A 14567-nucleotide genomic window follows, 5' to 3' on the forward strand; every position below is an offset into this window, starting at 1 on the left:
CGGGCACCAGGGGCCCGCCGGGGTCGAGCAGTCCGCCCCAGTCCCGGTCGCCTTCGGACCAGTCGCCGGCGCCGTCAGCGGCGGGCATATTCGCGGAAACCCCGGCCCGTCTTGCGGCCGAGGCAGCCCGCGGCCACCAGGTGCTCCAGCAGCGGGGCCGGGGCGAGTCCCGGGTCGCGGAACTCCCGGTGCAGGACCTTCTCGATCGCGAGCGAGACGTCCAGCCCGACCACGTCCAGCAGTTCGAAGGGACCCATCGGGTACCCGCCGCCCAGCTTCATCGCGGCGTCGATGTCGTCGAGCGACGCATAGTGCTCCTGCACCATCTTGATCGCGTTGTTGAGGTACGGGAACAGCAGGGCGTTCACGATGAACCCCGCACGGTCTGCGCAGTCGACGGCGTGCTTCCTGATCCGTCCGCACACCTCGTGGACCGTCGTGTGGACGTCCTCGGCCGTCAACACCGTGCGGACGACCTCGACCAGCTTCATGGCGGGCGCCGGGTTGAAGAAGTGCATCCCGATGACGTCCTGCGGGCGCGAGGTGGCCCGGGCGCAGGCGATGACCGGCAGCGAGGAGGTGGTGGTGGCCAGCACGGCGCCCGGCTTGCAGACCTTGTCGAAGGTGGCGAACAGCTGCCGCTTGATCTCCAGGTCCTCGGCGACCGCCTCGACGGCCAGGTCGACGTCGGCGAACGCGTCGTAGGAGCCGGCCGGGGTGATCCGCTCCAGCGTCTGCGCGGCGGCCTCGGCGGTCATCCGGCCCTTGTCGACCGAGCGCGCCAGGTTCTTGCCGATCCGGGCCTTCGCCGTCTGCGCCTTCTCCTCGCTGCGGGCGGCCAGGACGACGTCGTAGCCCGCCTTGGCGAACACCTCGGCGATCCCGGAGGCCATCGTGCCGGAACCGGCCACACCGACGCTGCGGACCTCGCGGCCGGGGGTGCCGGTCCCGCCGGCGGCGGGCGTCAGTGCGTCCGGGACGACGGTCGCGCTGCCCGGCGCCTCGTAGGTGTAGAAGCCGCGGCCCGCCTTACGGCCCGTCAGTCCGGCCGCGCTGAGCTGCCCCAGGATCGGGGCGGGCGCGTGCAGCCGGTCGCGCGACTCGGCGTACATGGCCTCCAGGACCGTACGGGCCGTGTCGACGCCGATCAGGTCGAGCAGCGCCAGCGGGCCCATCGGCAGCCCGCAGCCGAGCCGCATCGCGGCGTCGATGTCCTCACGGGAGGCATAGCGCGCCTCGTACATCGCGGCGGCCTGGTTGAGGTAGCCGAACAGCAGTCCGTCCGCGACGAATCCGGGGCGGTCGCCGACCGCGACGGGCTCCTTGCCGAGGTCGAGGGCGAGGTTGGTGACGGCGCTGACGGCGGCCGGCGCGGTCAGCACCGAGGAGACCACCTCGACCAGCCTCATCGCGGGCGCCGGGTTGAAGAAGTGCAGACCGAGCACGCGCTCCGGGCGGGCCGACTCGGCGGCGAGCCGGGTCACGGACAGGGCGTTGGTGCCGGTGGCGAGGATCGTCTCCGGGCGGACGATCCCGTCCAGCTCGCGGAAGATCTGCTGCTTGATCTCGTACGACTCCGGGGCCACCTCGATCACCAGCTCGGCGTCGGCCGCCGCGCCCAGGTCGGTGGCGGTGCGGATCCGGGCCAGGGCGTCGGCGCGCTCCTGCTCGGTGAGCCGGCCGCGCCGCACGGCGCGGGCGGTGGAGGCCTCCAGCACGGCGAGCGAACGGGCCGTGCGCTCCTCGCTGATGTCGATGCCGATCACCTCACGGCCGGCCTTGGCCAGGACCTCGGCGATGCCGGTGCCCATGGTGCCGAGGCCGACGACGGCGATCGTCCGGAGCGGGGACAGAGAGGTGTCGGAGAGGGGAGTGGCCATCGCGGGACTCCAGAAGAAGAGGGTGACGACTGGGAACGCCCCCGGGTGCGCCGCGGGAACCTCTGCGAGGCTGGGCGCACCGGGTGCGGAAAAGGGATGCGGGTGGTGCCGGGCTACGAGCGCACACGCCCGGTGCCGGTCGCCGGGGGCGCGCACAACGCCCTGCGGACGAACGGGAGATCCGACCGGCCCTGTCCCGTGGCCGGGTCGTACAGCGGTACGTGGTACCGAACCGACTTCCTTGGCGGAGGCTGCGTCACCAGGCCGCCGCGAGGAGGGTGCGAGTGGGTGACTCGCTCTCCTGAGCTTAACCGGCGGGTAACGAGCGCGCCAGCCCCCGAAATGTGAGGTAACTCGCCGAGCCGCCCACGCCCTAGGCTCGGCGCCATGGACGAAGAGTTGCGGGCGCTCACGGAGCGCTTACGGCAGGAGTCGGGCGGCACGGCATCCTACGAGCGGCTGGCGGCGGACGCGGGCCCCGACGAACTGGCGGCCGTGCTCACCGAACCGGGGCGGCCGCTGTGGGCCCGGGAACTCGCCGCCTTCCGGCTGGGCCTCGCCGGGGACCGGCGCGCCTTCGAGGCGCTCGTCCTGCTGCTCAACCACCGCGACCCGCCGCGCTGTGCCTCGGCCGCCCATGCCCTGGCCCGGCTCGGCGACCCCCGCACCGCCCGCGCGGCGGCGGCGCTCGCCACCAACGAACTGCGGGTCGCCTACGCCCTGCACCCGGTCCGCCTCCTGGTGGAACTGCGGGCGCCGGAGTCGGTGCCCGCGCTGATCACCACCCTCCGCCGGCGGCTGACGCCCCACGACCCCTACCGGCGGGTGGCCCTCGCCTGTGTGGAGGGTCTCGGCGCGCTCGGCGACGACCGTGCCCGGCCGGTTCTGAGCGACGCCCTCGCCCATCCGGCGCTCGCGGAGGCGGCCGTGCGGGCGCTGGCCCGGATCCCCCGGCAGCGCTGACTCACCGTCAACAGCGTTTTATCGCCAATTAGTTCGAGATTTGAATACCCGTTCGAGGGGAAGATCGCCTTCCGCCGAAATCCGGCTCGGTGTGCCCGCAGGGCTGCTGCCGAACTGACCGCGGACAAGGCCGGACCATTCCGGCTACGGAGGGTGAGAGACAGTGACCAGTGCGCAACTCCCGGACGAGATGGACGAGATATCCGACCTGGCCCTACGTCAAGACCCGGTAAAAACGTTCGGGCGGTTCCTCGAGGAGAAGTGGACGGCGGTCTGCCGGGGTCTGGAGATAGACCCGTGGCAGACCGAGACCGTCCTCGGGGATCTGCGAGAGGTGCTCCACCCCTGGGGCGCGCGGCCCGTCGGAACGCGCTGCGAACCGCCCTCGTTCGTCTCGGCCGACGGCTTCCCCGCCGAACTCTCCGTCAGCTGGAAGGCCGGCCGGCCCGAGGTCCGCATCCTCTTCGAGTCGCTCGGCTCCGACGGCACCCCGCTCGGCTGCCAGGAGGCCGGCCGGGAACTGACGCGCCGGCTCGCCGGGAGCCCCGGGACGGACATCGCGCGGTACCTGAGCATCGAGGACCTGTTCCTCACCTCCGACCCCGAGCGCTACCGGGCCACCCTCTGGCACTCCCTGGCCTGGAGACCGGGGCACCGGCCGCACTACAAGGTCTACCTCAACCCGCAGGTGAACGGCCTGGACCGGGCGTACGAGGTGATGGCCGAAGCCATGCACCGGCTGGGCCTCGCGGACGCCTGGCGGCCGGTGGCCGAACGCGGGAAGGAACTCGCCAAGCAGGGACACGAGCTGGAGCTCATGGCCCTCGACCTGGACGCCGGGAACACCTCCCGGGTCAAGGTCTACTACCGGCACCTTCCGATGGAGATGGCGGAACTGGACACGGTGGCGGCCCTGGCGCACCGCTACGAGCCCGAGCGGGCGGCCCGGGCGCGGTCCGTCATCTACGGGCGCGACGGCGGCACCGTGAGCAACGAGCCGATGACCTGCCTGGCGTTCCGGGAGGGCACGCCGGGCCCCGAGGAGGCCAACCTCTATCTGCGCCTGCCGGACAACACCCGCGACGACGCGGAGGCGGCCGCACGCGTCGCCCGGCTCATGGACCTGGAGGGGGTCGACCCCCGCCCGCTCGCCGGAATCCTGCGGGAACTGGGGGCGGGCGGCCCGGGGGCCGGCGGCGGGCTCCAGGAACTGTGCAGCTACCGGACGATCTCGCCGCGGACGCCCGCGGACATCGGTCTGTACCTGCGGTTCAGCACGTACGCCCAGCATCAGGCCGGCATCCCGGCCTGACCCCGGAGCGACCCGTCCCAGTGAGGCGACGGCCCTTCAGGGGCCCCTCCAGGACCGGCGCAACGGCTCCGTGCGGTCAACGGCGACCTCGCGGAGCCCTCGCGGCACCCCTTTCGCAGGGCTGCCTGTTCAGCCCCGTTCGGCCCTGTTCAGCCGCGGAAGCCCAGCAGCCCGTGCAGGACCGAGCCGTGCGCCGCCCGTGAGGCGACCTTGCCGGTCAGCGGCTTGGGGTCGGGCTGGGCCCGGCAGGTCGCGTCGACCGGGCCGATGCCGCGCGGGACCGTGCCATCGGTCAGATACGCCGCCAGGTGCTTGTCGAGGCAGCCGTTCCCGCTCAGCGTGATGCCGTGGTTCCCGCCGCCCTGCTCGACCACGAGGCTGGAGCCGCGCAGCAGGGCGTGGACGATGGCACCGCCCTCGTACGGGGTGGCCGCGTCGTTCGTCGCCTGGAACAGCAGGACCGGCGGCAGGGCGCCGTTGGCGATGTTCACCGGGCCCCGCGACCGGGTCGGCCAGAACGCGCACGGCGCGTTGTACCAGGCGTTGTTCCAGGCCATGAACGGCGCCTTGCGGTACGTCTCCCAGTTGTCCGATCGCCACTCCTCCCAGTCGTGCGGCCAGAAGGCGTCCCGGCACTGCACCGAGGCGTAGACGCTGTACCCGTTGTCCCCGGAGGCGTCCACGGCGGCGAAGTTCTCGTACGCCTGCACCAGCGGACCGGTCTTCCTGTCGTTGACGTACGCCGCGAACGCCGTGGCGAGGTGCGGCCAGTAGCCGTTGTAGTAGCCGCCCGGCAGGAAGGTGTCCTCCAGTTCCGCGGCGCCCACCTTGCCGCCGGCGGGCCTGCGGGCGAGCGCCGCCCGCATCGCGTACCACTTCGCCTCGACCTCGTCCGGGTCGCGGCCCAGCCGGTAGGTGTCGTCGTACGTGGCGATCCACGCCATCAGCGCGCGGTGCCGGTCGTTGAACGCGAGGTCCTGGGTGAGGTTGTCGTCGTACCAGACGCCCGTGGGGTCGACGACCGAGTCGAGGACCAGGCGCCTTACCCGCTGCGGGTACAGCTTGGCGTAGACCGCGCCGAGGTAGGTGCCGTACGAGTAGCCGAAGTAGTTCAGCTTCGGCGCGCCGGTGGCGGCCCGGATCGCGTCCATGTCGCGCACGGTGCCGGCCGTGTCGATGTACGGCAGTACGCGCGCGTACTTCCTGCCGCACGCCTCGGCGAAGGACCGCGCCCGCTCCAGGTTGGCCTGCTCGACCGCCTCGCCCTCCGGCACGGAGTCCGGGCGCACGGGGGCGAAGTGGCCGGGGGCGCAGTCGAGCGCGGGCGTGCTCTTGCCCACCCCGCGCGGGTCGAAGCCGATGACGTCGTACTGGGCCGCGACCGCCTTCGGCAGCGCGGAGGCGACGAAACCGGCGAGGGACAGACCGCGTCCACCGGGCCCGCCGGGGTTGACCAGCAGCGGACCCTGGTACGTCGGCGCGGTGTGCGGGACACGGGAGAGCGCCAGGGTGATCTGCTCCCCGCCCGGGTCGTCGTGGTCGAGCGGCACCTTCAGGGACGCGCACTGGAGCGTCGGCTGGTCGGTGGTGGCGCACTTCTTCCAGGTGAGCTGTGTCGCCCGGGCGGCGGCTGCGGGCGCCGGGGTCGCTCCGGCCGGTACGGCCGTGACGGTCCCGGCCAGGACGACGGCGGTGGCGCACAGCACGGCTGCGCGAGTGTTCAAGGAGTCCTCCCAGGACGGAGGGGGCCTTAAGGCGGCCGGGCCGCGTGGCTCACGGCCCTCGCGGCATCGTCCCGGAAAGATCGTCCGGAGAGAGGTATTGCGGGGCGAGTCGACCCGTTCGGGCGCGCGATGCGCTCGGACGCGGTCAGATCAGGGTGAGCTGGGTCGGCGTGGGCTCCTCCGCGGCCGGCGCGTGCTCCTCCTGCTCCGGTGGCCGGATCCGGCGCGGCATCCCCGCGGGCGCGGGCCCGATGCCGTACTCCTGGGCCAGTTCGTGCACCTGACGGGTGATCCGGCGCTGGTACCACCTGGGGGCGTAGGCGCCGTCGGCGTACAAGCGCTCGTAGCGGCGCACCAGATGCGGATGGTGCTGCCCGAGCCAGGCCATGAACCACTCGCGCGCCCCGGGCCGCAGATGCAGCACGAGCGGGGTGACGGAGGTGGCCCCCGCCGCCGCGATCGCCCGCACGGTGGCCCGTAGCTGCGCCGGTTCGTCGGACAGGAACGGGATCACCGGCGCCATCAGCACCCCGACGCCCAGACCGTGCTCGGTGAAGGTCCGTACGACGTCCAGCCGCCGCTCGGGGGCCGGGGTGCCCGGCTCCACGGTCCGCCACAGCTCGGTGTCGGTGAAGCCGACCGAGACGGAGAGGCCGACGTCGGTCACCGCGGCGGACTGCTTCAGCAGCTCCAGGTCGCGCAGGATCAGCGTGCCCTTGGTCAGGATCGAGTAGGGGTTCGCACGGTCGCGCAGGGCGGCCAGGATGCCCGGCATCAGCCGGTAGCGGCCCTCCGCGCGCTGGTAGCAGTCGACGTTGGTGCCCATCGCCACGTGGTCCCCGTGCCAGCGCGGCGAGGCCAGCTGGCGGCGCAGCACCTCGGGCGCGTTCACCTTGACGACTATCTGGGTGTCGAAGCCGATGCCGGTGTCGAGGTCCAGATAGCTGTGCGTCTTGCGGGCGAAACAGTAGACGCACGCGTGCGTGCAGCCGCGATAGGGGTTCACCGTCCACTCGAACGGCATCCGGGAGGCGCCCGGCACCCGGTTGAGGACCGTGCGGGCCCGCACCTCGTGGAACGTGATGCCGGCGAACTCGGGCGTGTCGAACGTACGGGTCGTGACCGCGTCCGCGCCGAACAGCGCGGGGTCCGCCGGACGGTCGTGGCGGGATTCCAGGGCGAGATTCTCCCAGCGCATGACGCCTCCTCCGTAGCACTGCCCATGCACCTGGACCCACAATAGAACATCTGTTCCCATGATCGTGCGAACGGGCGTCTGCCTCGGCGTTTCGCGCACCCCGTGATCGTTTTCCCCACCCCGATTTGGGCGGCCGTGGAGCGGGGTGGTTGGCTTGCCCTTCCCGAGAACTCCGAGCAACCCTGAGCAACACGGACCTGGAGGAACTTCATGGCGCAGGTCGAGGCCACCACCGAGCGCGTCGTCGCCGCGGACCCCGACAAGGTGTTCGACACGCTGGCCGACTACAGCGGCACGCGCGCGAACCTGCTGCCCGCCCACTTCAGCGAGTACGAGGTGCGCGAGGGCGGCGACGGCGAGGGCACCCTCGTCCACTGGAAGCTCCAGGCCACCAGCAAGCGGGTCCGCGACTGCCTCCTGGAGGTCACCGAGCCCACCGACGGCGAACTGGTGGAGAAGGACCGCAACTCCTCCATGGTCACCGTCTGGCGTGTCACCCCGGCCGGCGAGGGCAAGGCCCGTGTGGTCGTCACCAGCACCTGGAAGGGCGCCGGCGGCATCGGCGGCTTCTTCGAGCGGACGTTCGCGCCCAAGGGCCTCGCCCGCATCTACGACGAGATCCTCGGCAAGCTCGCCACCGAGGTCGAGAAGTAGCAACCCCCGGGCGCCGGAAGCCCGTTGACCCCTCTCACCGGTTCGGGTGGATTCCGCCCGCGACCGGGACGGCGCCGTAACCCCTCGCACCTGCCCCGAGTTGCCGCTTCACGCGGGAACCGTGCGGCAGGTGCGACGAGGGGAGCGGCCCATGGGCGGGACCACACCGGCGCGGGACGAGCCGGTCACGGCACCCCACCCCCGGGCCGAGGGGGCCGAGGGGGCCGAGGGGGCCGAGGGGGACCACCCGCCCCCGCCGCCCCCGCCACCCGCCACCGGTACGGCCCCGAGCCCCCGCCGGGCCCGCCCGGCCCTGCTCGGACTGCTGCTCGCCCTGTTCCTCGCCGCCGTGGAGCAGCCGACCGTCGCCACCGCCCTGCCGACGATCGCCGGCGACCTGCACGCCCTGGACCGGATGACCTGGCCGGTCACCGCCTCCCTCCTCGCCACCGCCGTCGGGCTGCCCGTGCACGGCATGCTCGGCGGCCGCTTCGGCCGCAAGGGCGTCCTCCAGTGCGCGCTCCTGATGTGCGTCGCGGGCGCCGCGCTCGCCGGACGCGCCCGGACCATGGATCAGCTGGTCGCCTTCAGCGCCCTCCAGGGCCTCGGCGCCGGCGGACTCCTCGGCGGTGTCCGGACGATGGTCGCCGACCTCGTCCCGCCCCGGCGGCGCGGCCGGTGGAGCGGGCTCATCGGGGCCGCGTCCGGACTTGCCTGCGTCGCCGGACCGCCCCTCGGCGGCTACCTCACCGACCGGCTCTCCTGGCGCTGGTGCTTCTACGCCGGGATCCCCGTCGGCCTGCTCGCCCTGGCCCTCGTCACCCTCGCCCCGAAACTCCCCGGACCGCGGACCGGGCCCCGCCTCGATGTGCTCGGCGCCCTGCTGCTCACCGCGGCCGCCACCTGTCTGGTACTGCTGGCCGGCCTGGCCGGCACCCGCCACGCCGGGGACTCCGTCGTCGTCGGCCTCGGCGCGGGAGCGCTCGCCGCCGTCCTCCTCTTCCTCCTCGCCGAGGGCGTCGCCACCGACCCCCTGATCCCGCTGCGCCTGTTCCGCGACCCCGTCTTCACCGTCACCGGCCTGGTCGGCCTGATCACCGGCGCCGCCCTGGCCGGCGCGGCGAGCTGTCTGCCGGCCTATCTGCAACTGGCCGACGGCACCTCCGCCACCGAGGCCGGACTCCTCATGCTCCCGCTCACCGGCTCCGTCGTCGGCGCCTCCGTGCTGTGCGGACGGCTCGTCCGCCGCACCGGCCGGCACCGGACCCCCTCGGTCCTCGGCTGCGCCCTCACCGTCCTCGCCACCTGGCTGCTGTCCCGCCTCGGCACCGGCACGCCCCGGCCGACCTCCTGCCTGTGGACCGCCGTCCTCGGCGCCGGCATCGGCCTTGTGACGCCCGTCCTCCTGCTCGCCGTGCGGAACTCCGCCCGCCCCGCCGACCTCACCGCCGCCACCGGCGCCCACACCGGCCTCCGCCGGCTCGGCGGCGCCCTGGGCGCCGCCGTGTTCGGCGCCCTCCTCGCCGGCCGGCTCACCGACGCCCTCGCCGACCGCCTGCCCGCGCCCGCGGCGGCCGGCCTGCCCGACCCGCGCTCCCTCACCCCGGACCTCGTGCACACCCTGCCCCCGGCCCTGCGCGACGCCTGGACCGGCGCCTACGCCGACGCGCTGCCCGGGATCTTCCCCCTCCTCGTCCCGGCCCTGCTGCTCGGCCTGCTCACCGCCTGCTTCCTCAGGGAGACCTCACCGTTCCGCAAGGAGACCCCCCTGCCGACCGGGGCGCCCGCCCGCCCCGCCGCCGAAACGGAGCCCGTGACCGTGACCGCCCGCATCCCGCAGGCCCGCACGCCGTACACCGCCGGCGTCCCCGTCTCCGGCACCGTCCGCCACCACGACGGCAGCGCCGTACCCCACGCCGCCCTCACCCTCATCGACGCCACCGGCGCACAGGTCGGCCGCGGTGCCAGCGGCGAGGACGGCCGCTACGCCCTGTCCACGCCCGGCACCGGCGCCTACGTCCTGATCGCCGCAGCCGGCGGCCACCGCCCCCGGGCCGTCACCGTCACGGTCGCGGAGCGGCCCGTCGAGCTCGACCTCGTCCTCGGCGGCGCCGGACGCCTCACCGGGACCGTCGTCACCGCCGACGGCACCCCGGTCCCCGACGCCGTCGTCACCCTCGCCAACGCCCACGGCGAGGTCGTCGCGAGCACCCGCAGCGACGGAGCCGGCGACTACGCCGTCACCGGGCTGATCGCCGGCGCGTACACCCTCGCCGCGAGCGCCCCCGCCTTCCGGCCGTCCGCCCTCCCGGTCACCGTCGCCGCCTCCCTGGAGACCCGCCAGGACGTCGAACTCGCGGGCGGCTCCGTGGTCCGGGGCACCGTCCGCGACGGCTGTGGCCGCCCCGTCGAGGACGCGCGCGTGACCCTCCTCGACGCGGCGGGCACCGTTCTCGACACCCTCACCACCGGCCCCGACGGGACGTTCCGCTTCGTCGACCTGGCCTCGGGCCAGTACACCGTCATCGCCACCGGATACCCGCCCGTCGCCACCGTCCTGAAGGTCGCCGGCGGCGGCCGCACCGAACACGACGTGCGGCTCGGCCACGAGCACTGAACGGTCCGCAGGCCCGGCGGCGTACCCCGGCGCGCTCCGGTGAAACCAATTACAGAATTGCCGCACATCCCGACCTGCGCGCGCCGTACGGTTGTTGCTGCGGACAGATCTTGCACAGCTCTGGGGAGAGAGGGCCTGGGCCATGGACCGTGGCACCGAGAGGGACGCACCTCCCAGCCGCGGAGCGAACAGCGCGGCGGCGGACGACACCGCCGATCCCGGTCGCGTCCCCCTGGCCGTGGTCGTCGTCGACCGCGACGGCCTCGTCTCCCACTGGAGCACCGGCGCACGCCGGCTCTTCGGCGTCGCCAAGGAGGAGGCGATCGGCGAGCCCGCCATCGATCTGCTCCCCGTCTCCGGCGCCCTCCCCGAACCCGAGGACACCTACGGCGACTACGGCGCCTACGACGGCCTGGGACCGGGCCTGGAGTCCTCCCTCGACCGGGGCCTGAGCTACCCCGCCGCCGGACGCGCCCGCCTCACCGTCCCCGGACTGGACCGCGAGCGCGCCGATGTCCTGTGGTGGGCCTACCCGCTGGTCGGCCCCGGCCGCGAACGGCTCCTCGTGCTCGCCGCCGACGCGACCGCCGTGCTGCGCCCGGAGCCGCGGACGCCGGAGCAGCAGGCCCCGGAGCAGCAGGCCCCGGATTCCTCCTCGGCCGCCGCCGTCGCCGTCGAACGCATCGCGCCCGGCTTCGCCCTGCACACCGACTTCCCCGGCGCCGACGAACTCGCCCGCCGGCTCCCCGACATCCTGCCCAGCATGAGCGTCGGCGAGAGCGCCCGCATCGTCGCCCAGGTTCTCGAACTCGGCTACCCCGTCCTGGAGTTCAGCCAGAACGACCGGGTCCCGGTCACCCCCGACTGGGGCGTCGCCCGCCGCGTCGAGCGCAGGGCCCGCCGGGAGCGGGCGGCCCGCGCCGCCGCCGAGGGGCTGCCCCTGCCGGACGACCTCGCCGACGAGGGCGAGGACCTCGAACACGCCGCGGTCCGCGAGCGCCTGGAGTTCCTCAACGAGGTCAGCGGGCGGATCGGCACCTCCCTGGACCTCTCCCGCACCATCATCGAGGTCAGCAAGGCCGTCGTCCCCCGCTTCACCGACGTCGCCGGCACCTATCTGCGCGAACAGGTCGTGGCCGGCGAGGGCTTCCCCGACGGCGTGCCCGACACCCGCACCCTGTGGCACCGGGTGGCCGTCGAACACACCGACGAACCCGGCCGCTGGGACGACGTCGTCCCCGTCGGCGAAGCCATGCCCTTCCCCGCCCACACCCCGTTCTTCCAGTGCATGACCACCGGCCAGCCCGTCCTCGTGCCGCGCATCAGCGAGCAGATGGGCCACGCCATCGCCGCGCAGTTCGAGAAACGCGACATCCGGCCCCTCATCACCGGCCGCTCCATGCTCGTCGTCCCGCTCAAGGCCCGCAACGTCGTCCTCGGCTTCATGGTCCTGCTGCGCCACCCCGAGCGCACCGAGTTCAACGACATGGACCGGGTCACCGGCGCCGAACTCGCCGCCCGCGCGGGCCTCGTCCTCGACAACGCCCGTATGTACACCTACCAGGAGTCCGTCGCCGAGACCCTCCAGGACAGCATGCTGCCGCACATCCCGCCGCGCATGGCGGGCTGCGACATCGCCACCCGCTATCTGCCCGGCACCCTCCTCGGAAGGGTCGGCGGCGACTGGTTCGACTCCGTGAAACTCCCCGGCGCCCGCACCGCCCTCGTCGTCGGCGACGTCATGGGTCACGGCCTCAACTCGGCCGCCATGATGGGCCAGTTGCGCACCGCCGTACAGACCATGGCGGCCCTCGACCTGCCGCCCGCCAGACTCCTGCGCAACCTCGACGACCTCGCCCAGCGCCTGGGCGACACCTACCTCGCGACCTGCCTGTACGCCGTCTACGACCCGATCGCGGGCGAGCTCCACCTGGCCAACGCCGGCCACATCCCGCCGGTGCTGGTCCGCGCGGCGGACGGCCGCACCGAGCTGCTCGACCTGCCCACCGGCGCACCCATCGGCGTCGGCGGAGTGCCCTTCGAATCGGTCACCGTCCGCGTGGACCCCGGCGACCGGCTCGTGATGTGCACCGACGGTCTGGTGGAGGTGCGCGGCGAGGACATCGGCGTGGGCCTGGCGGCCCTGTGCGAGTCCGCCGCCCACCCGGCCGCCTCCATGGACGACGCCTGCGACACCATCATCCGCGCCCTCGCCGCGACCTTCACCGAAGCGGGCCACGGCGACCGCAAGGACGACGTCGCCCTGCTGATGGCCCGCCTCAACGGCGTCGAACCCGACGACGTCGCCGAATGGCGCTTCCCGCTCGACGCGGCCGAGGTCCCCCGGGCCCGCGCGGCCGTCCGCGAGCAGCTCCACGACTGGGGGCTCGCGAAACTGGCGTACCACGCGGAACTGATGGTCGGCGAGCTGGTCACCAATGCCGTACGGCACTCCCACCGGCTGCCCGTCACCCTCCGGCTGGTGCGCGGCGAGACGCTGCTGTGCGAGGTGGACGACGACAACCACGACCTGCCGACCCTGCTGAGCGCCGGGCCCGAGGACGAGGCGGGACGGGGACTGCGCGTGGTGAGCACCCTGGCCCGTGAGTGGGGAACCAGTCGTACGGGCGCCGGCAAGTCGGTGTGGTTCGAACTGACTCTGCCGAGACGCTGAACAACCCACCGTCCCCCTCGGCCCGTCGGCTCTCGCCGGAGGATCCGCGCGCCCCGCTTGTCGCGGCAACCCCGGAGCGGTAGACCGTACTCGCCCGTCACTCATGACGGATCGGCGCCGCACCCTGGGGAGTTGGGATGAGTGTGACGATGCGATACCGGGAGGCCTGGGAGGGCTTCTGGCGCGAGGCCCCGCACGACACCGGTGCGGTGTTCTGGGACGCGGACCCGAAGGTGACCGCGGCGCTCCATCTCGCCCTGTTCGAGCCGTATGTCGCCGACGCCGTACTGCCGTTGGTGGATCTCGGCTGCGGCAACGGCACCCAGACCCGCTTCCTCGCCGACCGCTTCCCGCAGGTCCTCGGCGTCGACCTGGCCGCCGCCGCCCTCGACCACGCCCGGCACGCCGACCCCGAGGGCCGTGCGCGGTACCGGCTGCTGGACGCCGTCGAACGGGGTGCCGCCGAGGCCCTGCACGCCGAACTCGGCGACACCCACGTCTATATGAGGGGCGTCCTGCACCAGTGCGAGCCCGCCGACCGGCAGCCCCTCGCCGACGGGATCGCCGCGCTGCTCGGCGAGCGGGGCCGGGTCTTCCTCGTCGAACCGTCCGAGGCCGCCGGTGCCGTCCTCGGCGGCCTCGCCCACGGCCCGGCCGGCCCGCCCCCGAAGCTCGCACCGATCTTCCGTCACGGCATAGCGCCCGGCGAGGTCTCCGACGCCGCCGTGCCCGCCCTCCTCGAGGCGGCCGGTCTCACCGTCCTCGCGAGCGGCGGACTCCCGCTCATCACCACCGAGTCCACCCCGAACGGCACCGTGCTCGAACTGCCGTCGAACTGGCTGGTGGCAGGCCGAACGGACTGACCACCGAGCGGGGCCGGCGGGCGCGCCCGCGCAGGACCCGGCGCTGTGTCCGCCCGACGGGCGAACCGGGTCAGGCGGTGAGCCGGGTCAGTGTTTCCTCGAAGGGGGCCGCGTCCCGGCCCGGGCGGTTGTGGGGCAGGCGGGCGAGGAGGGCGGCCATGCCGCAGGTGTTGGTCGCGCCGGAGAACACCAGTCCGGCGCCGATCAGTCCCGACAGCCAGTGCGCCGACGGCTGGGCGAGGCCCGCCAGGAACCCGGCGACGACCAGGGAGCCGGCGGCCAGCCGCACCTGGCGCTCCATCGGCCACGGGGTGCGGGCACCGGCCTGCCGCTCCAGCGGGTGACCGGCCGCGGCCCACGCCCCGGTGCCGCCCTCCAGCGTGGCCGCCGGGACCTCGAGGTCCGCGAGCCGGGCACAGCCCCGCGCGGACCGGGCCCCGGAGGCGCACACGATCAGCAGGGGGCGCCGGAGTGCGGCCTCCGTCAGCGCGGTCGAGGCCTCGTCGAGCCGGTCCAGCGGCACGTTGTGCGCGCCGGGCAGATGACCCGAGGCGTACTCGCCCGGAGTGCGTACGTCCACGACCGTGAACGTGCCGAGCCGGGCGGCCGCCTCGGCGGTGGTCAGCGCGGTGGGGGTGGTGGACGTGGTGGAGCCGGTCGGGGCGGTCGGGGCGGTCGGGGC

10 protein-coding genes are annotated in these 14567 nt (G+C 73.7%); 6 read left to right on the forward strand and 4 right to left on the reverse strand.

Annotated elements, in window-relative coordinates:
* Window positions 1-74: 74 nt before the first annotated feature.
* Window positions 75-1880, reverse strand: coding sequence for a 3-hydroxyacyl-CoA dehydrogenase family protein (locus AQJ64_RS02820; protein WP_055637315.1), 1806 nt, complete (start codon window positions 1878-1880; stop codon window positions 75-77).
* A gap of 387 nt (window positions 1881-2267) precedes the next feature.
* Between AQJ64_RS02820 and AQJ64_RS02825 the strand changes: the two genes are divergently transcribed.
* Entirely contained in the window at window positions 2268-2843 is a 576-nt protein-coding gene (locus AQJ64_RS02825) for an adenylosuccinate lyase (protein ID WP_055637314.1), read from the forward strand.
* A gap of 163 nt (window positions 2844-3006) precedes the next feature.
* Window positions 3007-4155: a tryptophan dimethylallyltransferase family protein gene (locus tag AQJ64_RS02830; RefSeq protein WP_240512874.1), complete on the forward strand. Its 1149-nt coding sequence runs from the start codon at window positions 3007-3009 to the stop codon at window positions 4153-4155.
* 149 nt (window positions 4156-4304) lie between these two features.
* Here AQJ64_RS02830 and AQJ64_RS02835 read toward each other — a convergent pair whose 3' ends face one another.
* Window positions 4305-5879, reverse strand: a complete 1575-nt coding sequence (locus AQJ64_RS02835) for an alpha/beta hydrolase (RefSeq protein WP_055637313.1) — start codon at window positions 5877-5879, stop codon at window positions 4305-4307.
* A 145-nt stretch (window positions 5880-6024) separates the two neighbouring features.
* Entirely contained in the window at window positions 6025-7077 is a 1053-nt protein-coding gene (locus tag AQJ64_RS02840; protein ID WP_055637312.1) for an Rv2578c family radical SAM protein, read from the reverse strand.
* Window positions 7078-7287: 210 nt separating this feature from the next.
* On the opposite strand from AQJ64_RS02840, the gene AQJ64_RS02845 reads away from it, so the two are divergent.
* The 4 genes from AQJ64_RS02845 to AQJ64_RS02860 all read left to right on the forward strand — a co-directional run bounded on the left by AQJ64_RS02845 (window position 7288) and on the right by AQJ64_RS02860 (window position 13885).
* Window positions 7288-7731 carry an SRPBCC family protein gene (locus tag AQJ64_RS02845; RefSeq protein ID WP_055637311.1) on the forward strand — a complete coding sequence of 148 codons (444 nt, stop codon included), beginning with the start codon at window positions 7288-7290 and terminating at the stop codon, window positions 7729-7731.
* A 151-nt stretch (window positions 7732-7882) separates the two neighbouring features.
* Complete coding sequence (locus AQJ64_RS02850; RefSeq protein ID WP_059202377.1) at window positions 7883-10348, forward strand: MFS transporter; 2466 nt, start codon at window positions 7883-7885, stop codon at window positions 10346-10348.
* 142 nt (window positions 10349-10490) lie between these two features.
* Complete coding sequence (locus AQJ64_RS02855) at window positions 10491-13022, forward strand: ATP-binding SpoIIE family protein phosphatase (RefSeq protein WP_055638538.1); 2532 nt, start codon at window positions 10491-10493, stop codon at window positions 13020-13022.
* 137 nt (window positions 13023-13159) lie between these two features.
* A complete protein-coding gene (locus tag AQJ64_RS02860) occupies window positions 13160-13885 on the forward strand; it encodes a class I SAM-dependent methyltransferase (RefSeq protein WP_055638537.1) in 726 nt (241 codons plus the stop codon).
* A 70-nt stretch (window positions 13886-13955) separates the two neighbouring features.
* On the opposite strand, the gene AQJ64_RS02865 is transcribed toward AQJ64_RS02860, so the two are convergent.
* The gene (locus AQJ64_RS02865; protein ID WP_055638541.1) at window positions 13956-14510 is read right to left on the reverse strand and encodes a rhodanese-like domain-containing protein; all 555 of its coding nucleotides are present in this window, start codon (window positions 14508-14510) and stop codon (window positions 13956-13958) included.
* Window positions 14511-14567: the final 57 nt, after the last annotated feature.

Origin of the sequence: Streptomyces griseoruber (assembly GCF_001514205.1) — a bacterium.
Taxonomy (GTDB): Bacteria; Actinomycetota; Actinomycetes; order Streptomycetales; family Streptomycetaceae; genus Streptomyces; species Streptomyces griseoruber.